This window comes from Kribbella sp. NPDC056861, assembly GCF_040687575.1.
In the GTDB taxonomy this organism is placed as follows: Bacteria; Actinomycetota; Actinomycetes; order Propionibacteriales; family Kribbellaceae; genus Kribbella.
The window spans coordinates 34,425-58,388 of sequence record NZ_JBFBNQ010000006.1 but is presented as its reverse complement, the minus strand read 5'-3'; the positions used below and the strand labels follow the sequence as shown (position 1 = coordinate 58,388).

The 23,964-nt window shown below is 68.3% G+C and carries 27 protein-coding genes; 16 read left to right on the top strand and 11 right to left on the bottom strand.

Translation table 11 applies throughout. From position 1 onward, the window contains the following. Positions 1–32 precede the first annotated feature (32 nt). A complete protein-coding gene (locus tag AB0P21_RS28435) occupies positions 33–863 on the bottom strand; it encodes a hypothetical protein (RefSeq protein ID WP_363700292.1) in 831 nt (276 codons plus the stop codon). Positions 864–1,253: 390 nt separating this feature from the next. On the opposite strand from AB0P21_RS28435, the gene AB0P21_RS28430 reads away from it, so the two are divergent. Together AB0P21_RS28430 and AB0P21_RS28425 are read left to right on the top strand one after the other, a co-directional pair. Beyond that, a complete protein-coding gene (locus AB0P21_RS28430; protein WP_363700291.1) occupies positions 1,254–2,327 on the top strand; it encodes a hypothetical protein in 1,074 nt (357 codons plus the stop codon). Beyond that, positions 2,324–3,544, top strand: a complete 1,221-nt coding sequence (locus AB0P21_RS28425; RefSeq protein WP_363700290.1) for a hypothetical protein — start codon at positions 2,324–2,326, stop codon at positions 3,542–3,544. Before AB0P21_RS28430 ends, AB0P21_RS28425 begins: the two co-directional genes overlap by 4 nt. Here AB0P21_RS28425 and AB0P21_RS28420 read toward each other — a convergent pair. Beyond that, positions 3,482–3,967, bottom strand: a complete 486-nt coding sequence (locus AB0P21_RS28420) for a GNAT family N-acetyltransferase (protein WP_363700289.1) — start codon at positions 3,965–3,967, stop codon at positions 3,482–3,484. The two genes, AB0P21_RS28425 and AB0P21_RS28420, sit on opposite strands and share 63 nt — an antisense overlap. 220 nt (positions 3,968–4,187) lie before the next feature. Between AB0P21_RS28420 and AB0P21_RS28415 the strand changes: the two genes are divergently transcribed. Next, positions 4,188–6,197, top strand: coding sequence for a neutral/alkaline ceramidase (locus AB0P21_RS28415; protein ID WP_363700288.1), 2,010 nt, complete (start codon positions 4,188–4,190; stop codon positions 6,195–6,197). On the opposite strand, the gene AB0P21_RS28410 is transcribed toward AB0P21_RS28415, so the two are convergent. Further along, complete coding sequence (locus AB0P21_RS28410; protein WP_363700287.1) at positions 6,184–7,662, bottom strand: DHA2 family efflux MFS transporter permease subunit; 1,479 nt, start codon at positions 7,660–7,662, stop codon at positions 6,184–6,186. The genes AB0P21_RS28415 and AB0P21_RS28410 overlap by 14 nt on opposite strands. A 31-nt stretch (positions 7,663–7,693) precedes the next feature. Then, the gene (locus AB0P21_RS28405; protein WP_363700286.1) at positions 7,694–8,425 is read right to left on the bottom strand and encodes a hypothetical protein; all 732 of its coding nucleotides are present in this window, start codon (positions 8,423–8,425) and stop codon (positions 7,694–7,696) included. Positions 8,426–8,623: 198 nt separating this feature from the next. Between AB0P21_RS28405 and AB0P21_RS28400 the strand changes: the two genes are divergently transcribed. The 9 genes from AB0P21_RS28400 (at position 8,624) to AB0P21_RS28360 (ending at position 15,624) form a co-directional block, all read left to right on the top strand. Then, positions 8,624–9,463 (top strand): DUF4397 domain-containing protein, encoded by an 840-nt coding sequence (locus AB0P21_RS28400; protein ID WP_363700285.1) that lies wholly within the window; start codon positions 8,624–8,626, stop codon positions 9,461–9,463. Between the two features lie 8 nt (positions 9,464–9,471). After that, positions 9,472–10,104: a sortase gene (locus AB0P21_RS28395; RefSeq protein ID WP_363700284.1), complete on the top strand. Its 633-nt coding sequence runs from the start codon at positions 9,472–9,474 to the stop codon at positions 10,102–10,104. Between the two features lie 73 nt (positions 10,105–10,177). Beyond that, positions 10,178–11,542 carry a S41 family peptidase gene (locus AB0P21_RS28390; RefSeq protein ID WP_363700283.1) on the top strand — a complete coding sequence of 455 codons (1,365 nt, stop codon included), beginning with the start codon at positions 10,178–10,180 and terminating at the stop codon, positions 11,540–11,542. A gap of 166 nt (positions 11,543–11,708) precedes the next feature. Next, positions 11,709–12,329: an L-threonylcarbamoyladenylate synthase gene (locus AB0P21_RS28385; protein ID WP_363700282.1), complete on the top strand. Its 621-nt coding sequence runs from the start codon at positions 11,709–11,711 to the stop codon at positions 12,327–12,329. Between the two features lie 91 nt (positions 12,330–12,420). Beyond that, positions 12,421–13,392, top strand: coding sequence for a penicillin-insensitive murein endopeptidase (locus AB0P21_RS28380; RefSeq protein ID WP_363700281.1), 972 nt, complete (start codon positions 12,421–12,423; stop codon positions 13,390–13,392). Between the two features lie 12 nt (positions 13,393–13,404). Then, on the top strand, positions 13,405–14,046 hold the full coding sequence (locus AB0P21_RS28375; protein WP_363700280.1) for a nitroreductase family protein: 642 nt from the start codon (positions 13,405–13,407) through the stop codon (positions 14,044–14,046). Between the two features lie 53 nt (positions 14,047–14,099). After that, positions 14,100–14,627, top strand: coding sequence for a CGNR zinc finger domain-containing protein (locus AB0P21_RS28370; protein WP_363700279.1), 528 nt, complete (start codon positions 14,100–14,102; stop codon positions 14,625–14,627). After that, positions 14,624–15,319 (top strand): AzlC family ABC transporter permease, encoded by a 696-nt coding sequence (locus AB0P21_RS28365; protein ID WP_363700278.1) that lies wholly within the window; start codon positions 14,624–14,626, stop codon positions 15,317–15,319. The genes AB0P21_RS28370 and AB0P21_RS28365 overlap by 4 nt, the downstream gene beginning before the upstream one ends. Continuing rightward, on the top strand, positions 15,316–15,624 hold the full coding sequence (locus AB0P21_RS28360; protein ID WP_363700277.1) for an AzlD domain-containing protein: 309 nt from the start codon (positions 15,316–15,318) through the stop codon (positions 15,622–15,624). The genes AB0P21_RS28365 and AB0P21_RS28360 overlap by 4 nt, the downstream gene beginning before the upstream one ends. Here AB0P21_RS28360 and AB0P21_RS28355 read toward each other — a convergent pair. From AB0P21_RS28355 to AB0P21_RS28330, 6 genes are all read right to left on the bottom strand, one after another. After that, positions 15,611–16,108 (bottom strand): DNA polymerase ligase N-terminal domain-containing protein, encoded by a 498-nt coding sequence (locus AB0P21_RS28355; RefSeq protein WP_363700276.1) that lies wholly within the window; start codon positions 16,106–16,108, stop codon positions 15,611–15,613. The genes AB0P21_RS28360 and AB0P21_RS28355 overlap by 14 nt on opposite strands. A gap of 86 nt (positions 16,109–16,194) precedes the next feature. Continuing rightward, positions 16,195–17,007, bottom strand: a complete 813-nt coding sequence (locus AB0P21_RS28350) for a sigma-70 family RNA polymerase sigma factor (protein WP_363700275.1) — start codon at positions 17,005–17,007, stop codon at positions 16,195–16,197. Positions 17,008–17,222: 215 nt separating this feature from the next. Then, complete coding sequence (locus AB0P21_RS28345) at positions 17,223–18,086, bottom strand: LysR family transcriptional regulator (protein WP_363700274.1); 864 nt, start codon at positions 18,084–18,086, stop codon at positions 17,223–17,225. Positions 18,087–18,346: 260 nt separating this feature from the next. Continuing rightward, positions 18,347–18,625, bottom strand: coding sequence for a DUF4235 domain-containing protein (locus tag AB0P21_RS28340; protein ID WP_363700273.1), 279 nt, complete (start codon positions 18,623–18,625; stop codon positions 18,347–18,349). Then, positions 18,622–18,876 carry a DUF3618 domain-containing protein gene (locus tag AB0P21_RS28335; RefSeq protein ID WP_363700272.1) on the bottom strand — a complete coding sequence of 85 codons (255 nt, stop codon included), beginning with the start codon at positions 18,874–18,876 and terminating at the stop codon, positions 18,622–18,624. Before AB0P21_RS28335 ends, AB0P21_RS28340 begins: the two co-directional genes overlap by 4 nt. Further along, on the bottom strand, positions 18,873–19,307 hold the full coding sequence (locus tag AB0P21_RS28330; RefSeq protein ID WP_363700271.1) for a phage holin family protein: 435 nt from the start codon (positions 19,305–19,307) through the stop codon (positions 18,873–18,875). The genes AB0P21_RS28335 and AB0P21_RS28330 overlap by 4 nt, the downstream gene beginning before the upstream one ends. Positions 19,308–19,363: 56 nt before the next feature. Between AB0P21_RS28330 and AB0P21_RS28325 the strand changes: the two genes are divergently transcribed. Next, positions 19,364–19,735, top strand: a complete 372-nt coding sequence (locus AB0P21_RS28325; RefSeq protein WP_363700270.1) for a glyoxalase superfamily protein — start codon at positions 19,364–19,366, stop codon at positions 19,733–19,735. Between the two features lie 280 nt (positions 19,736–20,015). Then, positions 20,016–20,189, top strand: coding sequence for a hypothetical protein (locus tag AB0P21_RS28320; RefSeq protein WP_363700269.1), 174 nt, complete (start codon positions 20,016–20,018; stop codon positions 20,187–20,189). A 10-nt stretch (positions 20,190–20,199) separates the two neighbouring features. Here the strand turns inward: AB0P21_RS28320 and AB0P21_RS28315 are convergent, their stop codons facing one another. After that, entirely contained in the window at positions 20,200–21,999 is a 1,800-nt protein-coding gene (locus tag AB0P21_RS28315) for an AfsR/SARP family transcriptional regulator (RefSeq protein ID WP_363700268.1), read from the bottom strand. Between the two features lie 58 nt (positions 22,000–22,057). Between AB0P21_RS28315 and AB0P21_RS28310 the strand changes: the two genes are divergently transcribed. Then, complete coding sequence (locus AB0P21_RS28310; protein WP_363700267.1) at positions 22,058–22,927, top strand: alpha/beta hydrolase; 870 nt, start codon at positions 22,058–22,060, stop codon at positions 22,925–22,927. Positions 22,928–22,947: 20 nt separating this feature from the next. Next, positions 22,948–23,883: a LysR family transcriptional regulator gene (locus tag AB0P21_RS28305; protein ID WP_363700266.1), complete on the top strand. Its 936-nt coding sequence runs from the start codon at positions 22,948–22,950 to the stop codon at positions 23,881–23,883. The last annotated feature ends 81 nt before the right edge of the window (positions 23,884–23,964 follow it).

Sequence of the window (23,964 nt, the reverse complement as noted above, 5' to 3'; positions counted from 1 at the left end):
GAAGCAAGCAGGTGGTCCCCAAAGGTTAGGACTCAAGCGGTGGCGCGTAAAGACCACGTAAAGGACGGGCCGTCCTGGAGGGTCTGCGCCGCCGACCAGACGTTCGTGGCCCAGACCCGGGCGGGCAGTCGATCCGCCAGCGCCGGCTCCGCCCAGGCCGGGCGGCCCCGGTGCGAGAGGTCGGTCAGCGCGAGGCCCCGCAGGCCGCGGTACTGGCCGGCCCGGTCCCAGACCGCGCGGGTCATTTCGCCGGCGGTCGGCCGGGAGAGCCGGCGGAGGTCGGTGGCGCTGCGCAGCAGGGCCTCGCGGCGGCGATCGATGAACTCGGAGATCCGTTGCTCGACCTCCGCGGCCTCGTCGTCCGGTGGTGTCTGCGGCTGCCAGGTCCCCGGGTCGGCGTCGACCCAGGTGAGGTACTCGACCGTGGCGAGCACCAGGATGTGCTGGTCCTCGGTCAGCCCGTCCGGGCACTCACCGGCCCGGCGCCGGAGCAGCCTCAGCTCACCTTGCTCGCGGCAGATCAGCTGGATGGTGCGGAAGGCGGCCTGCGCCGGGTGGCCGGGCTCCGGCTCGAGCGGCAGGGCGAGTTGAACGACCGTGGAGCCTCTCGACGGGAGGACCGGCAGGGTGCGCTGGCGCTCGTAGAGGCTCTCGGCTGCGATGGCCAGCGTGGCCCAGGCCTTGCTGTGGTTGCCTGCCGCGCGGTAGCCCATCGCCCGCGCGATCGTCCTCAGGTCGGCGCCCAGCCGGGCCTCGTAGAGGTTGTCCTGCCGCAGTTGGCCGAAGGCGCGTCGCCAGTTGCCGGACTCCAGCTGCTGGATCGGGTCGGAGTTCGTAGGCGCTTTGACAGCTGACCTGGTCATTGAGCACCTGCTTCCGTCAAACGCACCCGCCAGGACGGGACAGCTTGAACGCCTCAACAGGTGATCAGCGACCCCACAGCCAACTCTTCGGGGAGATCTTCGGAGTGGCTTCACTTGGCAACACGCAGATTCAGGTACTACGGTAGAACTCAGGTGGAATCGGGTCAATATCAGGCGCGTCGATAACATATCGCAGGTGTTTCACTACTGAACGCAGCGAAGTGATTGCGAGTGCAGGGAGCCTGGAGGGGCCGGGGTCTGCCGCTGAGCAGAGCCAACACGCAGGCCGGTACACCGTGGGTAGAAGTGGTGGTCCTCGGTGGAAACAGGTGTAGCGTGACCGGTGCAGCGACCGCGACGTAGGCGGGCGCCGACCCTTCGGGAGTGAATGTGGCCCCCTCGTCAGAGGCCGTCCGCCTCGCCAAGAGGCTGCGCGCCCTGCGCGACGACCAGGAGCCCGTGCTGACGCAGTCAATGCTCGCGCGGGCGCTCAGCGACGACTCACGGGTGGCCGTGGCAACGATCAGCTCCTGGGAGTCACTGACCAATCCCAAGCTGCCGCCGGCTGACCGGCTCCGGTCGTACGCGCTGTTCTTCTGTACCGAGCGGTCGGTCGAGGGCACTCCTCACCTGATCCCCGAGAACCAGCTGACCGACCACGAGCGGGCCAAATTCCAGACGCTGCACCACGACCTGATCGCGCTCCGGGACGCGGTCCGCGGGCCGAGCGGGGTGACCGGCGGCTCGTCCGGCGGCTCCTACACCTGGGACTTCGAGAGCGGCCCGATCACGATCATCTGCCCGGAGACGCCGCTGAAGGACCGCTCGCCGATGGCCGAGGAGCGGCACGCCAACTTCACCCGGATGTACCGGTACGCCGACCTCGACTCGCTGATCGAGCTGTGGGGGCACATCCGGGCCTCCAACCCGGATCTGAAGGTGAACCACCGGCTGCCGTCGGAGGTGGTGGCCGACGACCTGTCCGGCCATGTGGTGGTGCTCGGCGGGATCGCCTGGAACCAGGTGGCCAAGTGGATGCTGAAGACGCTGAGCGACCTGCCGGTCTCCCAGGTCAAGGTGGACGACCTGAACGAGGGTGAGATCTTCCGGGCCGGCGGACCGGGCGGCACGGAGTACCGGCCGGTCTGGGAGGAGAACGGCAAGGAGTTGGTCGAGGACGTCGCGCTGCTGGCCCGGGTGCGGAACCCGTTCAACCACAGCCGCACGGTGACGATCTGCAACGGCATCTACAGCCGCGGAGTACTGGGGGCGGTCCGGGCGCTGAGTGATGTCGCCGTCCGCGAACGCAACGAGGCCTTCCTGTCCAGAGAGTTCCCCGACGGGCTCTTCGCGCTGCTGCTACGGGTCCCGGTGATGAACGCCGAGGCGATCTCGCCCGACCTGGAGATCCCCGACAACCGGCTGTTCCAGTGGTCTCCGGACGAGACGGAGGCCGCCCGGTGAGCCGCCCGGTCCGCCACCACCAATCCCACGCCTCGTTGCTGTGCGACGTGTCGGGTGTCTCGGTCACCTCGACCCGCAGCGGTCTCGACGCGATCGTGGTCCCCGCCGCCCGGGCGATCCCGCAGAGCGCGATCGCGTTGTCGGCCGAGCTCTCGGTGCCGCTCGTCATCCTCTGCAGCCGGCAGGCCAAGGCCGAGAACATCGCCGAGCGGGTGGAGAAGACGTTCAACGCCCGGGCGTTGGTGGTCCAGGTCGACGACAGCCATCAGTTGCTGTCGAGCTCGCTGCTGACCTCCCACAACCGGTTCAAGGACCTGAGCGCCGGCCGGTCGAGCGACCTCAGCGTCAAGCGCAACCTCGGGCTCCGGCTGGCCCGGCTGCGCGGCTGGCGCAAGATCCTCTTCGTCGACGACGACATCTTCCAGATCCGCCGCCAGCAGGTCGACCGGCTGGTCAAGTACCTGGACAGCCACCCGGTGGTGTCGATGGCGAGCCGGGAGTTCCCGGACAACTCCGTGGTCTGCCACGCGCGCCGGGAGGCGGGCTTCAGCCAGGACGTCTTCGTCAGTGGAGCGGTGCTCGGCGTGAACACCCAGCACCCGGACTTCCCGTTCTTTCCCGACGTCTACAACGAGGACTGGTTCTTCTTCTCCCGGTACGCCGCGCAGCGGTCGCTGGCGAAGATCGGCGAGGTCCGCCAGGACGAGTACAAGCCGTTCGCCGATCCGCTGCGAGCGGCGCGGGAGGAGTTCGGCGACCTGCTCGCCGAGGGGCTCTACGCGATGTTCGAGAACACCCAGGGGCTGAGCTTCAAGGAGCAGTTGGCTGCGGCGGGGGCGAGCTACTGGGCGCGCTTCGCCGAGGCCCGGCAGGCGATGATCACGCAGACCGCGGAGGCGCTCGAGAAGCGACAGCTCACCGCGGACGCCACGAAGTACCGGGCCGGGGCACAGGCGCTCGAGTCGCTGCGCTTCGCCGAGAAGTACCTGCAGCAGATCGAGCCCGCCGACTGTGTCGAGTTCATCCAGCGCTGGCGGGCCGACGAGCACGACTGGCAGTACCAGATGGCCCGCAGCCCCACCGGGCTCAGCGAGCGGGACGCCTTCGACCAACTCGGGCTGGCGCAGCCGATCCGCTGCGGCTACGGACACCAGCTAGGGCACGGGAAGCGTCCGGCGCCGCAGCCGAAGTTCAGTCCGGCCGGAGTCGTCGTCTAGCAGCTGACGCTCGCCGGTGGCCTGGAAGCCCAGCCGTTCATAAACCGTGCGGGCGTCGACGTTGCGGTCGACGACCCAGAGCAGCCATTCGCGGACCTCCGGCTCGAGCTCGGCCAGGCAGCGCAGGATCGCGCGCATCACGCCGCTGCGGCGGTACCGGGGATCGACCCAGATCGACTCCAGGTGCCGCTCGTCGGCGGGCCGGTCGGTGACCCGGAGCGACCTCGCCAGCCCGATGATGCGGCGGCCGCGCTGGGCGACGATCCAGAGTCCGTCGGTGAAGGTCTGCCGCCAATCCGCCTCGGTCCTGGCCGCCGCGGCCTCGTAGTTGGAGATGTAGGCGGTGGGGGAGTCCTTCAGCGCCTGGAGCCGGACGTCTCGCACTGTCTCCCAGTCGTCCGCGGCAAGCACCAAGAAGTCCAAGGCCCGACCCCCCTCCGTACGGCAGCGTGCTGCCGGCAGCACGGGGCGGTGCCGCGACAGCAATCGTTACCAGTTTCGCCCCTCGACGGGGTCGGCAGCCGATCAGCCGGTGCGTCGGACCCGCGGCCCGGCTACCAGGTCTTCACAGTGCGCGAGCGAGCCAGTACTCTCCGGTAAAGATGAAATTGACTCAGGTTTCGTCCGTGCAGAAGGAGACGCCATGCGCCGCCGCCCCCTCGTCGCCGTCCTAGCCCTCGCGCTCGTCGCCACCGGGGTGGTGAGTGTCCACCGGACTCCGGCCGCGCAGGCCGTCGATTCGCCGTACCTGGTAGGGCGTGGCATTTCCGACGTCACCGGCCCGGCCGCGGAGAACGGGATGATGGGCTACTCGAAGTTCGGGCAGAACACCACCGGTCTGCACCAGCGGTTGCGGGCCCGGGCGTTCGTCACCGTCGAGCAGGCCACCGGGTCGCGGGTCGCCTACGTGAACGCCGACCTGGGAATGATCTTCCAGGCCCAGCGCGACGCGGTACTGGCCAAGCTGCAGGCGAAGTACGGCGACCTGTACAACACCCGCAACTTGTTGCTCTCGGCAACTCACACGCACAGCGGGCCGGGTGGTCAGTCGCACAACCTGGCCTACAACCTGTCCATCCTCGGCTTCCAGAAGCAGGCCTTCGACGCGACCGTGGACGGCATCGTCGAGGCGGTCACCGAGGCGCACCAGAACCTTGCTCCGGGCGCCGTCAGTCTCGGCCGCTCGACTCTCACCAACGCCAGCGTCAACCGCTCCAGAGTCGCCTTCGACCAGAACCCGGCCGCCGACCGCGCCGCGTTCCCGCAGGCGATCGACCCGGCCGTCACCGTACTGCGCTTCCAGCAGGGCGGCAGCGAGATCGGCGCGATCAGCTGGTTCGCCACCCACGCGACCTCGATCACCAACGAGAACACGCTGATCAGCCCGGACAACAAGGGTTATGCGGCCTATCGCTGGGAGCACGACCAGAAGGGTGTCCGGTACCTCGACGAGAGCGCGGGCTTCGTGGCCGCGTTCCCGAACACGAACGCCGGCGACATGTCGCCCAACCTCAATCTCAAGCCGGGCTCCGGGCCGACCGAGGATCCGTTGCTGAACGAGCAGATCCTCGGCGACCGGCAGCAGCAGGCCGCCGAGCAGGCCTACAACGGGCCGCGCGCGACGATCACCGGCAGCATCGACGCCCGGATGCGTTATGTCGACATGTCGGCTGTTCAGGTCGCGCCGCAGTACACGCCCGACGGGCAGCCGCATCGGACCTGTCCCGGCGTGGTCGGCGTCTCGACGCTGGCCGGCAGTGTCGAGGACGGTCCCGGGATCGCGATCATCCCCGAGGGCGTAACGAACCCGTTCTTCGAGCTGCTCAAGCCCTTCAACGTGGACGTGCCGCCGTGGCTGATCAGCTGCCAGTCGCCGAAGCTGGCCGCGGTGCCGACCGGGTTGCTGCAGGCAACGCCTGACATCGTCCCGATCCAGTTGGTGAAGCTCGGCCAGTTCCACCTGGTCGCGGTACCCGGCGAGGTGACGATCGTGGCCGGGCTGCGACTTCGGCGTACGGTCGCGGCCGAGCTCGGCGTGCCGCTGGAGAACGTCTTGATCCAGGGCTACTCCAACGCCTACAGCCAGTACGTGACGACGCCGGAGGAGTACCAGCTCCAGCAGTACGAGGGCGGCTCGACGCTGTTCGGCAAGTACACGCTGCCGGCGTACCAGCAGGAGTTCGCCGGCCTGGCCAAAGCGCTCAAGGCCGGTACGCCGGTTGCGGCCGGAACGCATCCCCCGAAGCCTGCGACCGCCGAGCTGAACCTGCAGACCGGAGTGGTGTTCGACAGCCCGCCGCCGTTCAAGTCGTTCGGCCAGGTGCTGACCGACGCGGCGCCGCAGTACCAGCGGGGTGCGACGGTCTCGGTCACCTTCGTGACCGGCCACCCGAAGAACAACCTGCACCGCAACGGCACCTACCTCGAGGTGCAGAAGCAGGTTGGTAGCCAATGGCAACGAGTTGCCGACGACGGTGACTGGGACACCAGGTACCAGTGGGCGCGGACCGGTGTGGCCGCCTCGAAGGCGACGATCACCTGGAAGGCGACCGAGGCCGGTACCTACCGGATCGTCCACCACGGCGACTCGAAGGCGCTGAACGGCACCATCACGCCGTTCACCGGAACGTCGCGCACCTTCACGGTGTCTTAGCCGAGGGCGGCGGCGGTGCGACCAGCGGGCAGTGCGTGTAGTTCTGCTGGTCCACCGGCCGTCGCGGCTCCTTGCCCGGAGCAAGCGTCACCCAAGCCAGTACTGCGCCCGCCGCGGCGAGGCCGGCCGAGATCCACATGGCCATCCGGAAGCCGTCGCTGAAGGCGGCGGGATCGCGGTACGAGTCGCCGGTGATCCCCGCCGCCAGGGGAATCGCGGCGACGGCCATCAGTTGCGCAGTACGGGCGATGGCGTTGTTGACTCCGGAGGCGACACCGGCGTGGTCGTCCTCAACGGCTGACAGCACAGTCGAGGTCAGGGGAGCCACCGTGCACACCAGACCGATGCCCAGCACAACGACCGAGGGCAGTACCGCGGTGAGGTACTTCGCGCCTGGCTCGACCCGCATCATCAGCAGGAAGCCGCCGGCCATGAAGAGCGGCCCGACAGTCATGTGGATCCGGGCGCCGATCCGCTCGGACAGGGCGCCGGCGTACCCGGAGAGGCCGAGCATCAGCAGTGTCATCGGCAGCAGCGAGGCGCCGGCCGTGAGGGCGTCGTACCCGAGGGCTGTCTGGAGGTAGACGACCAAGAGGAAGGTGGCGGTTCCCAGAGCGCCGTAGACGGCGACGGTGACCAGGTTGGCGCCGGTGAAGCGCAGGTTGCTGAAGATGCCCGGTGGCAGGATCGGGTGCGAGCTGCGGCGCTCGACCTCGACGAACGCCGCCATACCGAGGACGCCGATCGCCAACGTGGTCAGCACCAAGGCGTCGCCGAAACCACGGTCGCCGGCGCTGATCAGGCCGAAGGTGAACCCGGCCAGGCCGATCGTCGCCAGTGCGGCGCCGGCCACGTCGAGCTTGCCGGTGGCCGTCTCGTCGCGGGTCTCCGGCACATGGCGGAGGGTGACCAAAACGGTGGCCGCGGCGATCGGGAGATTGATGACGAAGATCCAGCGCCAGGATCCGCTGTCGACCAGACTGCCGCCGACGAACGGGCCGACCGCGGCGGCGACCGAGGTCAGGCCGGACCAGGTGCCGACCGCCTTGGCCCGGTCCACCGGCCGGAAGCTGGTCTGCAGGATGGCGAGGCTGCCCGGAGTGAGGAGCGCGCCGCCGATGCCCTGCAGGATGCGGCCGGCGATCATCACCTCGAGGTTCGGCGCCACCGCGCAGATCAGCGAGGCGATCGCGAACCAGATGACGCCGGCGACGAAGGTCCGGCGGCGGCCGAGGCGGTCGCCGAGTGAGCCGCTCAGCAGGATCAGCGAGGCGAGCATCAGCAGGTAGCCGTTGACGATCCACTGCAGACCGGAGATCTCGGCGCCGAGGTCCTCGCCCATCGCGGGCAGGGCGACGTTGACCACCGTGCCGTCCAGGAAAGCCATACCGGAGCCGAGGGCGGTGGCGGCCAGCACCCACCGAGCCCGGGCAGTACCGAATGCAATCTGAGCGCCGTCGACCATGCGGTCAGCCTAAGCGCTTCAATCGGTGTGGTTAGGGCTGCATCGGCAGAGTCAGCTGCAGTACTGCGAGGGACTGGTCGGCCGGCAGACCCTGCTGGATCCCGAGGCCCGGCGGTTCGCCTACTGCGCAACGGGTCTCGGTCATCGCCGGGCAGGTCGCATTGAGCAGGCCGCCACCCGAGATCAGGTAGTTGGTCGGCAGCGTGCCGTCGATACCGGCCGTGAGCGGCATGATCGCGGCCGAGGCGCGTCCGGTCTCGGACGGCAGGCTGCGCACGGTCGAACCCGACAATCGGTAAACCAACCGCAGTCGCGTCGTGGCAACCGGCAAAGGCAGGTCCCGGGTGGCGGCGAGCTGACTGGTCTCGATCGGCACCGGTTCGTCGTCCGCGGTGATCTTCAGGCTGGTCGCCACCGGCTTCGTCTTCTGCATCATCCCGACCAACTGGGTGGCCGAGGGCGGCAATTGCAGCCGGACCAGCGCGACTTCGGAGCGCAGTACGACGTCCTCGGTGATGTCGAAACTGCCATCACCCCGCGGTACTGCGGCCAGCCGGATCCCGGGCGCGGTCAGCCCTGGTCCCTCCGCCGTCGGTGGCGCCTGGACGGGCGCCGCTCCGCCGCCGTTGGCGAGTGGGCCGGGACTGGGCGCGACCGGAGTACCAGCCTGTTCGTTCGCTGAACAGCCTGCGGTCGCGCAGAAGCCCAGAGCCAGTGCGGCCACGGCCAGCACCGAGCTCCTCATCGATCTGCGTGCGGACATGCGGCATCGCCCCCAAGGAACCCGGCCACTTCCTCTGGTGGCCGGATCAACTTCCGCATACGATACCGCCGAATTCGCCTTTGCAGGCAAATACTTATGCATTCTCGAAGGGGTGCGAAAATGCAGGAACGCAGCGTGTCCGGGCACTCTCCATCAGTAATCTCCAGGGGCGGGAAAATCAGGACAATGTTATCGAGAATGCCAGGTTCCGGATTCCGCAGAGTAATTGTCGGCGCTCTGGCGGTGACCGTGGTGGCGCTCGGAGCGCTGGTCGCAGTCCCGGCCCAGGCGGCCGGCAACGGGGTGCTGCACGTGATCCAGGGGCTGCCCGGCCGGACCGTCGACATTGCCGTCGACGGCAAGACGGTGGCCAGCGGGGTGAAGGCGACCGAGGTGGTCGGCCCGCTCACGGTGGCCGCCGGCGCGCGCAAGATCACCGCGAAGGACGGCGGCAAGGTCGTCCTGGAGCGCCAGGTGACGGTGGCCGCGGACAGCAACCTCGATGTCGTCATCCACCGGCCGGCCTCGCCGACGGCGGCGCCGGTGATCACCACCTACGTCAACAAGTTGACCGCCGTGCCGCGGGACAAAGGCGCGGTCCGGGTCGCGCACACGGCCGCGGTCGGGCCGGCCGACATTCGGGTGAACGGCAAGGTGCTATTCGCCAACGTGGCGAACGGGGAATCGCTCGACGTAGTCGTTCCGGCCGGCACGTACAAGGTTGAGATCGTCCCGTCGGGGGCGACCACCCCGGTTGTTCTCGGCCCATTGGATTTGCCGGTTCGGGCCGGTTACCTGACCCGCGTATTCGCGGTCGGCGAGCCGACCTCGAAGACGATGAATGTCGCGGTCGCGACTCTCAAGCTGCCCGGCGCGGGCAGTGACAAGCCCGGTCTGGTCAACACGGGCACCGGCGGCCAGGCGGCCGAACTGGGGCTGACCGGTGAGCGGCGCGGGTCGTCGTTGCCGTTGGCCCTGATGCTGCTCGCGGGCGCGCTGGCCTTGACGGTGACGGTCCGGAAGGTGGTTCGTCGCTGAAGCGGTTCTTGCTCGGACTGCTGTTGTTCACCTGCGTGGCCCTGGAGGGGTGTGCCGCGCAGGTGAACGAGGCGGCTCCGGGTTCTGGTGCGAATGGCGACGGCGCTCCGGCTGCAGGACAGCAGCCGGAGCCGTCGTCATCCGTGATGCCCGGCAGAGTCGGTACTCCGGCCGCCAGCCAACGGGTCAGGTTCGTGCCGACCCAGCTGGTGATGCCCGGCGGCGCCAAGGCCGATGTGTTGCCGGCGGCAACCGTCAGCGGGCAGCTCGTCGTACCGGAGCATGTGCAGCGGGTCGGCTGGTGGGATGGTGGCGCCGAGGCGGGTGATCCGTTCGGCTCGGTGGTGATCGCCGGGCACGTCGATTCTGCCAAGGAAGGCATCGGCTTCTTCGCGCGACTGTTGAAGGTCAAGGCCGGCGAGGTCGTCGTACTCCGCGGCGCCGGCCACAGTGCGTCGTACCGGGTGAACTCGGTGACGTCGGTGCCGAAGGGCGCGCTGGCGACCGAGAGCGGCGCGTTCGACCAGACGGGTGACCATCGGCTGGTGCTGATCACCTGCACTGGCGCCTACAACCGGGCGCGGGGTGGCTACGAGAAGAACTTGGTAGTGAGCGCGACTCCGCTGGGGCTGGCGAAGTAGTGGGGCTAGGTCTACCTCCGCTGTAGTGGTCGCTCCCTGTCAGGGAGCGCGCGGGCGGACCAAGGTTGTCCGCATGACCTTCCTTTCGTTTCGTGCCCTGGCGGCGGTCGGGATCGCCGCCGGACTCGTGGCCGCACCCCTGTCGGCTCCGTTGGCGGCCACGGCCGCGACCTCTGTCAACGGGGTCTGGGCGATGGACGGCTACGGCACGATCGTTGCCATTGACAACGGCAAGGCCGAGTTGTTCTCGACCACCTCGATCAGCTGCGCCCCGGCCGGTGAGTACACCCGGTCGGGCGATCGGTTCACGGCTGCCGAGGAGCAGGCGTTCACCGTGCGGGGTCGCCGCGATCGCGCAGTACTGCAGGTCGAGGGCAACGTCGGCGACAAACACCTGCGTCGGTTGGCGAAACTCCCCAAACTCTGCACGATGCCCGGGGCAACCGGTCCGGTCGCGGTCTTCGATCAGTTCTGGACGACGTACGCCGAGAACTACCCGTTCTTCCAGGCCAAGGGCGTCGACTGGAACAAGGTCCGGGACACCTACCGGCCGCAGGTCAAGCCGGACATGTCGGACGACGCGCTGTTCGATCTGCTCACCGCGATGATCAAGCCGCTGGGCGACGCGCACACGGCGATCCGCAGCGAGACCAGGAGCTTCCCCGGCGTTCGGCCTGGTACGACACTGCCGTCGCCGGAGCTGGAGGCGGTGATCCGGCCGTACGTCGAGGCGACCGCGCTCAAGGGCGTCAGCTTCACGTCGTACGCGAACGAACGGATCGGGTACGCCGACCTGCCGGGCCGGATCGGCTACCTGCGAGTGATCGCGTTCCTCGGGTACGGCGACGTCGCCGACTACAACGCCGAGCGGAAGGTGCTGGACGACACCCTCGACAAGATCCTCACCAGGCAACGCGTGAAGACCCTACGCGGACTGATCATCGACCTGCGCGTCAACGGTGGTGGCTCGGACCAGCTCGGCCTGGACCTGGCCTCGCGCCTGACCGGCAAGCCGTTCTTCGCGTACAGCAAGCGGGCCCGCAACGACCCGGCGGACCCGGCCGCGTTCACCGTGCCGCAGCCGCTGTTCGTCCAGCCGTCGGAGCGGACGAAGTACACCGGACCGATCGCGATGCTGACCGGCGGGTCGCAGATGAGCGCCGGTGAGACCTTCACCCAGGCGATGGCGAACCGCACCCCACGGCCGATCCGGATCGGGCAGAACACCCAGGGTGTCTTCTCCGACGTACTGGTCCGGACGCTGCCCAATGGCTGGCAGTTCACGGTGCCGAACGAGGAGTTCCGCACCCGCGACTGGAGGACGTACGACGGCGCCGGCATCCCGCCGGACCTCCGGACACCGGTCTTCACTCCCGCCGAACTCGAGGGGCACCGGGACAGCGCCTTCGCGACAGCCCTGAAGGTGCTGGTCAGGTAGCCCATCGGGGCACCCCGGACCTGTCCCTGATCTACACTCCAAGCCGTTCCCAGCGCCGGGAACGGCTTGGAGTATGTGTCTCATGAACGCCCGCCCGATCCTGATCACCGTCTTCGCCCTGACCACGCTGGCCCTCACGCTGCTGCTTTAGCGCTAGGGTCGGAGAATGGCCAGGTATTTCGACGTGCACCCGGAGAATCCGCAGAAGCGAGCGATCGGCCAGGTGGTCGACCTGATCCGCGACGACGGCCTGATCGCCTACCCGACCGACTCCTGCTTCGCGCTCGGATGCCAGCTGGGCAACAAGGACGGCCTGGACCGGATCCGGTCCATCCGGCACCTCGACGACCGGCACCACTTCACCCTGGTCTGCCAGGACTTCTCCCAGCTCGGGCAGTTCGTGCACGTCAGCAATGCCGTCTTCCGCTCGATCAAGGCGGCCACGCCGGGCAGCTACACGTTCATCCTGCCCGCGACCAAAGAGGTCCCGCGCCGGCTGCTGCACCCGAAGAAGAAGACGGTCGGCGTCCGGATCCCCGATCACGTCGTCACCCAGACTCTGCTCGCGGAGCTCGGTGAGCCGCTGCTGTCGAGCACGCTGCTGCTCCCCGACCAGGAGGAGCCGATGACCCAGGGCTGGGAGATCAAGGAGCTGCTGGACCACCAGATCGACGCGGTGATCGACTCCGGCGACTGCGGCACCGAGCCGACCACGGTGATCGACTTCTCCGAGGACGTCCCCGAGATCGTCCGGATCGGCGCGGGGGATCCCACCCCGTTCGAGTAGGGCGACCTCTTGCGGTGCGGAAAATTGTGTCCGAAAGTGGCCAGCAGAGGTTACTGATTCACGGACTCGACCGCCCCGAATGGAGACAACCGTGCCCTCGCTCAAACGAACAGGTCTTGCGCTGCTCGCTGTGGTCCTGCTGATCGGCGGGATTCCCGGTACCGCGCAGGCGTACGCGAACGCCTTCTTCCCGACGCAGAGCAGCGGGAACCGTGGTGCCGACGTACTGGCGATCCAGTATCTGCTGCAGCACAACGGGCAGTCCGTGCCCGCCGACGGGGTCTTCGGCGCCGGCACGGTGGCCGCGGCCAAGGCGTTCCAGACGGCCAAGGGCCTCGGGTCCGACGGGATCGTCGGGCCGCAGACCTGGGGCGCGCTGGTGCCGACGATCCGGTCCGGTGACAACAACGCGGCAGTGAAGGCGTTGCAGGTGGAGCTGAACGCCAAGCGCCGGCTCAGCCTGCCGGTCGACGGAGTCTTCAGTACTGCGGTGCGCGACGCCGTCTCCGCCTTCCAGTCGCACGCGGGCATCGGCGCCGACGGGATCGTCGGCCCGATCACCTGGCGCAACCTGGCCTGGCACTACGACTACCCGGACTTCACCGCGAACCTCTGCGACCAGGACCCCGATGGCAACGGCACCGCAGCCAACTGGGCAGCGGCCGCTGCTGTGGCGCAACTGGAGCAGGCCACGCGTAATTTCGCCGGCACCAGCCAGGGCAAGGTCGGGTACGGCGACGCCGGGTTCGAGCACGGCGGCGACATCCCCGGCCACGGCAGCCACGAGGCCGGCATGGACATCGACATCTGGCCGATCCGCACCGACAACGGGCAGTGCACGGCCGGCCGGATCACCTGGCAGTCCGCGACCTACGACCGCGCCGCGACCCGGCAGTTGGTGCAGATGATCCGCGCGGCGGCGCCCGGGCACGTCAAGTTCATCTGGTTCAACGACCCGACCCTGATCAACGAGGGCCTGACCGCGAACTGGCCGGCCCACGACAACCACCTGCACGTCCGGTACTGCGAGAAGGTTCACCCCAGCTCGACGTACGTCTGCTGACAAACTGGGCGGGTGACCACACTCGACTTGACCCCAGACGAACTGCTCACCACCACCCGAACGGTCCGCAAGCGGCTCGACTTCGACCGGCCGGTGCCGATGGAGCTGATCCGCGAGTGCCTCGAGGTCGCGCTCCAGGCGCCGTCCGGGAGCAACCGGCAGACGTGGCACTGGCTGGTGATCACTGATCCGGAGAAGCGGGCCGCGATCGGGGAGTACTACCGGAAGTCGGTCGCGGTGTACTTGGAGTCCGCGCGAGCGAACACCAAGTACGCCGACGACCCCGAGCGAGCAAAGGTCCAAGAGCGGATCACGGCGAGCGCCGCCTACCTGGGCGACCGGATGGGTGACGCGCCGGTGCTGGTCATCCCCTGCATCGAGGCGGCTGCGCTGCCCGAGGGCAACCAGGCGGGCCTGTGGGGCTCGATCCTCCCCGCCGCGTGGCAGTACTGCCTGGCGGCGAGGGCCCGCGGACTCGGTACTGCGTGGACCACGCTGCACATGAGGTACGAGCAGGAGATCCAGGAGCTGCTCGGACTGCCTGAGCATGTCCGGCAGTCTGTTCTGCTGCCGACCGCCTACTACACCGGCGACACCTTCAAGCCGGCCTCCCGCCAGCCGCTCGACGAGGTACTGCACGTCGACGGCTGGTGAGCCGTTGCCTAACAAGCAAAACTCATTTAGCTTGTTAGGTGAGGTGATACCGCATGCCCTACCAACCGGAGCTGATCGGCGGCCACATCGCGCTGGACCTGGTGAACACGGTCTCCTGGCGCCTGGATGCGAGCCGCACGATCGACCGCATCTCCACCCCAGATGCGTTGGCCCGCTGGTGCACGGCAGTAGGAGTAGCGGGAACGGGAGTTGGGAGGGTCTCCGAGGTTCGGGAAGCGATCTACAGCGTCATCCTTCCCCTCGCACGAGGGTTGGAGCCTGCCGGTCTCGGAGAACTGCAGCTATTTCTGGTGGGTGCCCTTGGGCGGGCGTCTGCGGTGGCTGTGCGGCCGTTGGACTGGCGCGGGGTGGATCTGCCCGACGAACTACTTCTAGCCGCCGGACGCCTGCTGGAGCGGGAGGACCTGACCAGACTGCGCGAGTGCCAGGACGACGACTGCGGCTGGCTGTTCCTCGATCGCACCAAGAACGGCTCTCGCCGCTGGTGCAGCTCCGGCGACTGCGGCAACCGCGCCCGGGCCAAGCGGCACTACCAGCAACTCAAGGCAGGAAAACCGTGATCCGCCAGCTGCAGCAAGACCGCAAGCAAGCACTCAAACAAGGCATGCGACTAGGCATCGGCCCAGGTGCGGCGGCGTTCGTGCTCGCGTTGAGCTTCGGCGCCGAGGCGGTGGCCCGCGACTGGGGCTTCGGGCTGCCAGTCCTGTTCTCGATGTTCGCGTTCTCGGGCTCGGCCCAGTTCACCCTGCTGACCTCCCTGGCCGGCGGCTCGGCGGTCGCGGCGGTCATCTCCGCGGTACTGATCAACGCCCGCTACCTGGTGATGAGCGTCGCGCTCAACGAGAGCCTGCGCGGCGGCCGGCTGTCCCGGGCGATCCAGGCCCAGGCGCTCTGCGACGCCTCCTTTGTCGTTGCCCACCGCAACGATGGTGGCTACGACATCGTCCGGCTGATCGGCGCGAGCATCCCGCAGTGGCTGCTCTGGGTCACCGGTACGGCGGTCGGCGCGCTCACCGCGCCGTCCCCGGACCTGATGCACCGGCTCGGCCTCGACGTCGCCTTCCCGGCCTTCTTCCTGATCCTCGCCCTCGACGAACTCCGGCACTCGTCGCGAGCCCTGCTGGCAGCTCTCCTCGGCGCCACCATCGCCGCCGCGCTGCTCTTCGTCACCACCCCCAGCTACGCGCTCCTGGGCGCCATCGCCGCGGCGCTCCTCGGCGTACTCCCGGAGAAGAAGGGCGACCCCGCATGAGGATCTGGTTCTCCGTCCTGGCAATGACCGTGATCAGCTGGCTGATGAAGGCCAGCGCTCCGCTGATCATCGGCCAACGCAAACTCCCGCCGGCGGTGATCCGGATGACCGCCCTGACGGCCCCGGTGCTGCTCGCCGGGCTGATCGTCACCGAACTGGGCGGCGAGCACTGGCAAGACGTCGACTGGACCCAGCTGATCGGCGTCGGCACGGCCGGCGGACTGTGCCTGGCCAAGGTGCCCATGCTGCTGGCCGTCGGCGGAGGCATCGTGGTCACCGCCGTAGTACGCCTCAGTCTGCGGTAGCCGCCAGCTCCTCGATGGTCAGCCCGCTCACGATCGAGCGCGGCTCGGCCACCGTCACGTCGAGCAGCGGATCCGCAGCCTCGTCACGAACCTTGACCAACAGCCAATCGCCGTCGCGTCCGGTCCGTGTGAAAGCCCACGACCCACTCAACTTCACGCCCTGCAAGGCGAAACGGAAGTGCCCACGGTCGATCGCGTCAGCCGGATCGACCAGCTTCCGCGCTTTGTCCCGGGTCTGGTTCTGATAGACCCCGGCATCCCAGATGATCACGGCGCCACTCCCGTAGCGAGCACCGGCATGAACACCCTCGTACTGCGCGTACTCCATCGCGTGATCATCGGTCGGCACCGCCAACCGCTTGACCACCGGATCGAGTGACGGACCGCGCGGCACCGCCCACGACTTCAGCACGCCATCCACTTCCAGACGTACGTCGTAATGCAATCGCCGCGCATCATGAAGCTGGATCACAAAAGCAGGCATACAAGACCCCTCCGCCGGTGATCCGCCGTACAGACAAGCTTACGGCGGATCACCGCGGGGAGGGCGCTACCGCTCTGATGGGAGGATCAGGCCGCGGTAGCGGCGGGGGGCTCGATCTGGTCGCGCAGGCGGTCCAGGATGCCGCGCAGCAGCCGGGAGACCTGCATCTGGCTGACGCCGATCTCGGCGCCGATGTCGGCCTGGGTGTGACCCTCGACGAACCGCAGTTCGAGGATCTTGCGCTCGCGCGGAGCGAGGTCGTTCAGCACCGGCTCGAGCATCGCGATCGCTTCGGTGCGCTCGAACTCGCTGTCGCCCTCGTCGGCGATCGTGTCGGCCAGGCTGGCGGTGGACTCGCCGTCCAGCGGACGGTCCAGCGACAGCACGGAGAAGCAGCCGTCCGCGGCCAGCGCGGCCTCGATCTCGGAGACGGTCGTGCCGACCGCCCCGGCGAGCTCCTCCAGGGTGGGATCACGCTGCAGGTCCTGCACCAGCTGCGGCCGCACGGAGGCGATCGAGCCCTGCAGTTCCTGCAACCTGCGCGGGATCCGGACCGTCCAGGAACAGTCGCGGAAGTAGCGCTTCACCTCGCCGCGGATGGTCGGTACGGCGTAGGCGAGGAACGGCGTCTCGGTGTCGGGACGGTAGCTCCGGGCGGCTTTGAGCAGCCCCAGGTAGGCGACCTGGTCCAGGTCATCGGCCTCGACACCGCGGCCGCGGAAACGGCCGGCAATGCTGTGGGCGATCCCGAGATTCAGCTCGATGGCTTCTTCCAGCAGGGCCTGCCGGACGGTCTCGTCAGTGGCCTCAGCGCGGCGGGTGAGAAGGTCCCGGGTGGTGAGATCGCGCTGCTGCTTCGGATCGCTGTGCTGCTTTGTTTCGGCAAGTACGGTAACCATGATTCTTGACCTCGCGACTGTGAGTCACGGCGCGGCACATGTCTGGACCGCGGTCAATATCTCTGTGGGGTCATTCCTACCCCATGAATCTGGAAGTTATGCATCCGAGGGTCGAACTTCACCAACCCGCAGGGTCGAGATCTACCGGAAACACCAACCCCGCTTGAAAAAAACCTACGACGAGATCACGTTCGCTATGCGGTCAGATCTCAGCGCTAGTCCAGACTGCGGAGTACCGCGAGGGCCGCGGCGGGCGTGCGCGGGGAGTCACGCCAGCGCAGCGACCACCCGTACGGCGGGACGCCGGCGGCGAGTGGCCGGACCACCACACCCCGCGGGTACGGCGTCGACAGCAGCCCGAGCGCGACACACTCGCCGGCCCGCACCAGGTCGGCCGGCGAGCCCGAACTGGCCGGATGCCGGCGCGGCGCGAATCCCGCCGTCCGGCAGCAGGCGAGCACGAACTCGTTCCACTCCGGAGCGAGGTCGTCCGACGGCAGGTAGTGCAGCTCGTCGGTCAACTCCCGTACTGCGACCGACTCCGCCGACGCGAGCGGATGGCTCTCGGGGAGTGCGACCCCGAGCGCTTCCCGCCGGATGATGCGCTGCATGACTCCGTCGGGGCACCGGGCCGTGGAGCCGCAGAGCGCGAGATCGAGCTCGCCGGCCAGCAGCCGCTCCTGTTGCTCGCGAGTGCCGCGGTTGCTGATCTCCAGCCGGAACGACGGCAGCCGGTCGCGCAGCCGGGCGAGCACAGCTCGCGGAGTCGCGAGGTTGGTCTGCATCAGGTCGATCCGCAGTACCTGGTCGCGTTGCGCAGCCGCGGTCGCATCGGCAACGCCCGACCTGATCGCATCGAGCGCGCCGCGGGCGTGCGGAAGGAACGCGTCCCCGGCGGCGGTCAGCGTCACGCCGCGCGGAGACCGGTTGAAGAGCTGGGCGCCGAGCTGGGACTCGAGCCGGCGGATCTGGTTGCTCAGGGCCGGTTGTGACACATAAAGCCGACGTGCCGCGGCGGTGAAATGCAGTTCCTCCGCCATCACCAGGAAGTACCGCACCAGCCGTAGATCGACGTCCATACCTCTCGGGACCTTCCCCAGCCTCGCCTGCCAGAAGCCTGCGACGCTAGTGGGCCGGACCGGCGTACGTCGAGGGTTGGGCGCGGAGAACACACATCCCTTACACAGAACGAAGAAAGCGACGGCTGTCTGTCGGCCGTTTACCCGACATCGCCCGGCCCGGGACAGGCGACGGCCCCGGCGCTTGCTGCTAAACGCCGGGGCCAATGGCAACCAGTACTTGCTGTTCCTCTAGTGCCCTTCAACTCTGATTTGATGCATCAGTTTCCGGGCCATTCTCCGGTCCAGCGCTCGAACGCCTTGGCGCCGCCGCGGTCGACAGCGGCCTTCACCACGGCGTAAACGGCGCCTTGAAGTGCGGCGGCGAGCAGGACCTCACGCCACGGGTACTCGGACTGAAGTGCGTCCGGAGCGTCGTCCTCGTTGCTGATCCGGCGCCAGACCTGCTTGAAGACGGCGCCGGCGATCAGACCACCCGCGATGCCGCCGAACAGTCCGAACGGCCGGTAGGCGAGCTTGACGGCTTTGTTGTCGGTCACTTGCCACGCCCGACGATCCAGGCAGCCGCGCCGACGCCGAGAGCCAGTGCGCCACCCACTGCCGCAGTGGCCTTCGGGTTCTGACGGGCCTTCGCCGGCACCTGCAGAGCAGATTCCTTCAACCGGCGGGGGACGTTCAGCTGGCGGCTCAGCTCCTGCACCGTGTCGGCGAGGTGCTGGCGAGTCAGCGCCAGATCGGCTCGGAGGGCTTCGGTCTCTGTCATCTTGGTGTTCTTGGCAGTGGTGGTCATGCGCTGACCTTCCCTTCCGGCTGGTGGCCCTTCAGAGCCTCGAGGTCCTCGTGCACGCCTTCGGACAGATGCTCCGGCAGCGGCGGAGTGGCGTGCGCGACATGCTTCTTGCCGAGCAGCGCGGCGATCCCGGCCACGGCGAACAACACCAGCGCGATGATCAGCGCCGACAGCCAAGCCGGTACTGCGGTCGCCAGGCCGAGGATGGCCGCCGCCACCAGCGCGCCCACGCCGTACACGGCGACCGTGCCCGCACCGCCGAACAGTCCGATGCCGATCCCGGCTTCCTTGCCCTTGTCCTTGAGCTCGGCCTTGGCCAGCTGCAGCTCGTCGCGAACCAGCCGGCTCACGTCGTCGCTGAGCTGGGCCACCAGGGCGCCGACAGGCTGCTCCTGACGGTCGGTTTCGGTGTTCTCCCGCTGCATGGTCATGGTGACCCGGTACCCATCGATGATGACGCCAAGCAACGATTGGGGAGGTAGGCACGATGAACTGGAAGCTCGAACTGGTCTCGGTACCGGTGTCGGACGTGGACCGGGCGAAGCAGTTCTACACCGAGAAAATCGGCTTCAACGCCGATCACGACCACCAGGTCACCGACGAACTCCGGTTCGTCCAGCTGACCCCGCCGGGCTCGGCCTGCTCGATCGCGATCGGCTCCGGGATGCCGCAGGCGGAGCCCGGTTCGGTCCGCGGTCTGCAGATCGTGGTCGCGGACGTCGCCGCCGCCCGGGAGGAACTGGCCGGCCGTGGCGTCGAGGTCAGCGAGGTGCAGGAGTTCCCGTGGGGGACCTTCGTCTTCTTCGCTGATCCGGACGGCAACGGCTGGGCCCTGCAGCAGCTGCCTGACTGGCGGTGACCGACGGGCGGTCACGGATTAGGGACGGACAGTTCGAAAAAGTCCTTACCTGGTTGGAGATGAACCGATGGTTTCCGACCATCGGACAGTTGGAGATACTGCTGGGTTCTCGCTGGTCACTGGTTGTAAGGTGGCCTTTGGTTGAGCAGCCAGCCGGCGTTGGATGCGTCGACGACTGCGGTCCCTGCCGAGGACGACTATGACCGATCTGCATCACCACCCAGTTCCAGCTGCACGACGCCGCAAATCCGTGACCGCCCCTGTTCAGAAGTCTGGTGCCATGTCTGTTGCCACCCCGGTGCGTCCCTCGAACGCCCGGCCAGAAGCCGTCCAGGTCCAACTCGGCGGTCGCTGGATCGCCGGCCAGGCGCTGGCCCGGCGCAGCGGCGAGGTGCTGGTCAGCCACCACGGCCACCTGGTCTGGGTGGACCAGCGGTCCGTCCGCAACCCCTGACCGCGACCCGCTAGCAGCGCCGGCCGAGCTCTTCCAGGTACTCGGCGACCGGCCCGAGGTTGATCAGTCCGCTGCCGGCGGCCAGCTCGCCCGCGGCGGGAGACAACGTTGCCAGCGCGCGCCGCATCAACGGCAGATCGTTCTGCTCGATGGCGGAGCGGGCGATCAGGCACCAGCGCGCTTCCTGCAGCAGGTCCGGGCGCGGTTCCGCCGGTGAGCCCTCGGACCCCTCGGCTTTGAGGGATTGCAGCGCAAGAGTCAGCAGGTCGTCCTCCACCAGGCCAGGCATGCCGGCGCCCTCCAACAGCAGGGCCGCCTCCCGGTACGACGTCTCGTCGGCGGCGCGCATCGCGCGGTACCAGGTGGTGAACACAGCGACCAGCGGCAGCTCAAGGCGTTGCGCCAGCTCGTCGACGGCCACAGCGTGTTGGTCGGCCTCGGCGAAGTCACCGAGCGCGCTGCGAGCTTGCAGCCGGATCAGGTGGCCCAGGACCTCGTAGCCGGCCAGGTCGTGGCGTTGGGACAAGTCGAGGAGTTCGCTGCCGATCGCGTCGCGCTCGGGCGCCAGACCTGCGCGGTAGAAGGTCTGCATGAAGAGGCCGTTCAGCGCGAACGCCAGCAGGGCGGGGTCTTCCAGCCGTCTGGCGATCTCCACTGCCTCTTGTGCAGCCGCCAGACCCCTGACGTTGTTCTGACCGCGGGACTCAATAGCCACGGTGGTCAGCAGCCGAGCCCGGGCTGTCTCCTGGGTGATCGCCGGCAACGTGCGCTCCGCGGCGGCCACGATCTCGTCGGCTTGCTGCTGATCATCCGACCGCGTCCAGATCGCCGGTACGTCGTACAGGCCGATCACGCGGGCAGTCAGGTTCGGATCGCCCAACTCCTCGGCAGCGGTGATCGTGGCCAGCCGGTGTTCGCGCGCAGCCTCCAAGCCGCTGCCGCCCGTCACTGCGAGGTTGCGGAGCAGTCCGACGGTCGACTCCAGCCGAGCGCGAGCAGTGGAGCCCACTACGCGGTCATAGGCGGCAGTGGCCTGTGCCCACACCTGACTGGCCGCTTGCGGGTCCAGGTGGTCGGCCTGGTTGAGGATGTCCGTCTCCAGGCGCTGCAGCGCGGGGCCGGGGTCGAGACCGAGTTGCTCGACCAGCAGGGTGCGGGCGTTGCGTAGTACGGAGAGAGCGTCGCCTTGGCGGCCGGAGCGATACAGGGCGAGTGCCAGCAGCCGCCAGGCGTCCTCGCGCCACGGGTGCTCGGTCACATGCGCATCCAAAGCCGGTACTGCGTCCGCCGCGAGCCCCAGCGCGAGTCTCGCCTCGGCCTGACGCTCGATGGTGCTCAGCCGCAGCTCGGCCAGTCGGGAGCGTTCGCCATGAGCCCAAGCCGCGTCGGCGAACTCGGCGTACGCCGGCCCTCTCCACTGCCCCACTGCTGCGTCGAGCATCACCAGTGCTTCCTGCGGCGGCCGCCGGGCGCTCTCCTCCAGGGCCTGCTCGAAGCGCCAGGCATCGACATCGGTGGCCTTCAACGCGTAGCCCGGGCCTTCGGTGATCAGCAGCTCGGGCGGAGTACGAGGCGGCCGGTCGGGCTCCAAAGCGCGTCTCAGCGCTGCGACGAATGTGCGAACCGCGCTGGTGGCGCCGTCGGGCGGGACCAGCCAGAGGTCGGCGACAAGCGAGTCGACCGGTACGACGCGGCCGCGAGCGATGATCAGCCGAGCCAGCACGGCGCGATGCCGAGGCCCTTTCAGCGCGAGCTCCGTGCCGTCACGCCAGGCCGTCACCGGTCCGAGCACTCCGAAAGCCACCTGCACCCGCTCACCGTATAGCGCTGCTCATCGGATGCTCATCGCCGCGCGGCAGGCTCGAGCCATGACGATTCCTGGTTTTGACTATCAACGTGTACAGGTCGCAGACGGTGTCTCCCTCAACGTCGCGGTGGGCGGCACCGGCACCCCGATCGTGCTCCTGCACGGCTTCCCGCAGACCCATCTGATCTGGCGCCACGTCGCGGCCGAGCTGGCCGCCGACCACACGGTGATCTGCCCCGACCTGCGCGGCTACGGCGCCAGCGACAAGCCGGCCGAGACCGACGGTACGGCGTACTCGAAGCGCACGATGGCGGCCGACATCGTGGCGCTGGCCGCGGCGCTCGGTCACCCGAAGTTTGCCCTGGTGGGGCACGATCGCGGTGCTCTGGTCGCGTTCCGGGCGGGCCTCGATCATCCGGACAAGATCACCCAGCTGCTCTGCCTGGACGTCCTGCCGACCTTGGACATGTGGGACGCGATGCACGGCGTCAACGCGGCCGTCGCCTTCCACCTGTACCTGATGGCGCAGCCGCCCGGGATGCCCGAGGAGCTGATCGCGGCCGCGCCGGACGCTTTCTTCGGTTACTTCCTCGACCTCTGGGTGAAGAACCCGGCCGCCATCCCCGCCGAGGTCCGCGCCACCTACCTGCAGGCGTCCCGCGAGGCGGTCCCGTCGATCGTCGCCGACTACCGCGCCAGTGCGGGCATCGACATCGAGCACGATCGCGAAGATCTTGCTGCTGGCAACAAACTGCGGATGCCGGTCGCGGTGGTCCAGCAGGACTGGGGCAGCGCCCTGGGCTTCGACGCCGCCGCGCTCTGGTCGGCCTGGGCGCCTGACCTGCAGCATTCGACCACCACGGCTGGGCACTTCATGGCCGAGGAAGCGCCGGCGGAGATCACCAAGACCATCAGGGCTCTCGTCGGCTGAGGTGCTGTCAGACTCTGGGGGTGGAGTTGCGGCAGCTGGAGTACTTCGTGGCGGTGGCGCACGAGCGGAGTTTCACGCTCGCGGCGCGGCGGCTGCATGTGGTGCAGAGTGCGGTGAGCGCTGCGATCGCTTCGCTGGAGCGGGATCTGAAGGTCACGCTGTTCGAGCGGAGCGCGCAGCGCGTAGTACTGACTGAGGCCGGTACTGCGCTGTTGCCCGAGGCGCTGGCCGTGATGGACGCGGTCCAAGGCGCCCGGGATGTGGTCGACGAGCTGGGCTCGGGGATGCGGGGGACGGTTCGGGTCGGGTTGCTGCCGGGGCTCGGGCTGATCGATCTGCCTGCTGCCGCCGGGGAGTTCCGGCGGCGCTACCAGAACGTCGAGCTGCAGTTGCGGGTGGAGCCGGAGGGGTCGGCCGGAGTGATCGTGGGACTGCGCAACGGCGACATCGATGTCGGTTTCCTCGGGGTCCGCGCAGGCAGTGTGCCGCGGGAGCTGACCGCGTGGGAACTGCTGAAGGTGCCGCAGGTGCTGGCGGTGCCGACCGGGCATCGGCTGGCTCGCCGGCGGTCCGTAGTACTGGCTGAGCTCGCGGACGAGGCCTTCGTGGACTTCCCGCCGGGCTTCGGCAGCCGGACGCTGATCGACCAGAGGTTCGAGGCGGCCGGGATCGGGCGGCGCGTGGTGGTGGAGGCGCTCGGGATCGACAACGGTGTCCAGTTCGTCCGGCACGGCGTCGGGCTCGGGATCCTGCCCGGGTACGCGGTCGCCGGCGAGGAGAAGATCCGCGCGGTTCCGGTGACCGGCGAGGCGTTCCAGTGGTCGCTCTACCTGGCGACCCTGCGCAAGCGGAAGCCGTCGGCCGCGCTGCGGGCGCTGCTCGGCCTGGTGACCACTCATCTCCAGCATCCTGACGGAACCGAGCTCGGCCTGGCTTTGATGGATCAACAGAACTGATTCACCCATCGACTTGAGTCGTTGGACTTGATCCGTCGGCCGTCGCAGGATCTAGGTGTCAGCAAGAAACGGACACCGAGG

Bases quoted from the DNA above. Each gene is read 5' to 3' on its own strand.
- AB0P21_RS28355 (WP_363700276.1), bottom strand. From the start codon at position 16,108: ATGCCTGCTTTTGTGATCCAGCTTCATGATGCGCGGCGATTGCATTAC.
- AB0P21_RS28325 (WP_363700270.1), top strand. From the start codon at position 19,364: ATGAACTGGAAGCTCGAACTGGTCTCGGTACCGGTGTCGGACGTGGAC.
- AB0P21_RS28360 (WP_363700277.1), top strand. From the start codon at position 15,316: ATGAGGATCTGGTTCTCCGTCCTGGCAATGACCGTGATCAGCTGGCTG.
- AB0P21_RS28310 (WP_363700267.1), top strand. From the start codon at position 22,058: ATGACGATTCCTGGTTTTGACTATCAACGTGTACAGGTCGCAGACGGT.
- AB0P21_RS28385 (WP_363700282.1), top strand. From the start codon at position 11,709: ATGGCCAGGTATTTCGACGTGCACCCGGAGAATCCGCAGAAGCGAGCG.
- AB0P21_RS28320 (WP_363700269.1), top strand. From the start codon at position 20,016: ATGTCTGTTGCCACCCCGGTGCGTCCCTCGAACGCCCGGCCAGAAGCC.
- AB0P21_RS28345 (WP_363700274.1), bottom strand. From the start codon at position 18,086: ATGGACGTCGATCTACGGCTGGTGCGGTACTTCCTGGTGATGGCGGAG.
- AB0P21_RS28370 (WP_363700279.1), top strand. From the start codon at position 14,100: ATGCCCTACCAACCGGAGCTGATCGGCGGCCACATCGCGCTGGACCTG.
- AB0P21_RS28400 (WP_363700285.1), top strand. From the start codon at position 8,624: ATGCCAGGTTCCGGATTCCGCAGAGTAATTGTCGGCGCTCTGGCGGTG.
- AB0P21_RS28390 (WP_363700283.1), top strand. From the start codon at position 10,178: ATGACCTTCCTTTCGTTTCGTGCCCTGGCGGCGGTCGGGATCGCCGCC.
- AB0P21_RS28330 (WP_363700271.1), bottom strand. From the start codon at position 19,307: ATGACCATGCAGCGGGAGAACACCGAAACCGACCGTCAGGAGCAGCCT.
- AB0P21_RS28410 (WP_363700287.1), bottom strand. From the start codon at position 7,662: ATGGTCGACGGCGCTCAGATTGCATTCGGTACTGCCCGGGCTCGGTGG.
- AB0P21_RS28350 (WP_363700275.1), bottom strand. From the start codon at position 17,007: ATGGTTACCGTACTTGCCGAAACAAAGCAGCACAGCGATCCGAAGCAG.
- AB0P21_RS28405 (WP_363700286.1), bottom strand. From the start codon at position 8,425: ATGTCCGCACGCAGATCGATGAGGAGCTCGGTGCTGGCCGTGGCCGCA.
- AB0P21_RS28435 (WP_363700292.1), bottom strand. From the start codon at position 863: ATGACCAGGTCAGCTGTCAAAGCGCCTACGAACTCCGACCCGATCCAG.
- AB0P21_RS28335 (WP_363700272.1), bottom strand. From the start codon at position 18,876: ATGACCACCACTGCCAAGAACACCAAGATGACAGAGACCGAAGCCCTC.
- AB0P21_RS28415 (WP_363700288.1), top strand. From the start codon at position 4,188: ATGCGCCGCCGCCCCCTCGTCGCCGTCCTAGCCCTCGCGCTCGTCGCC.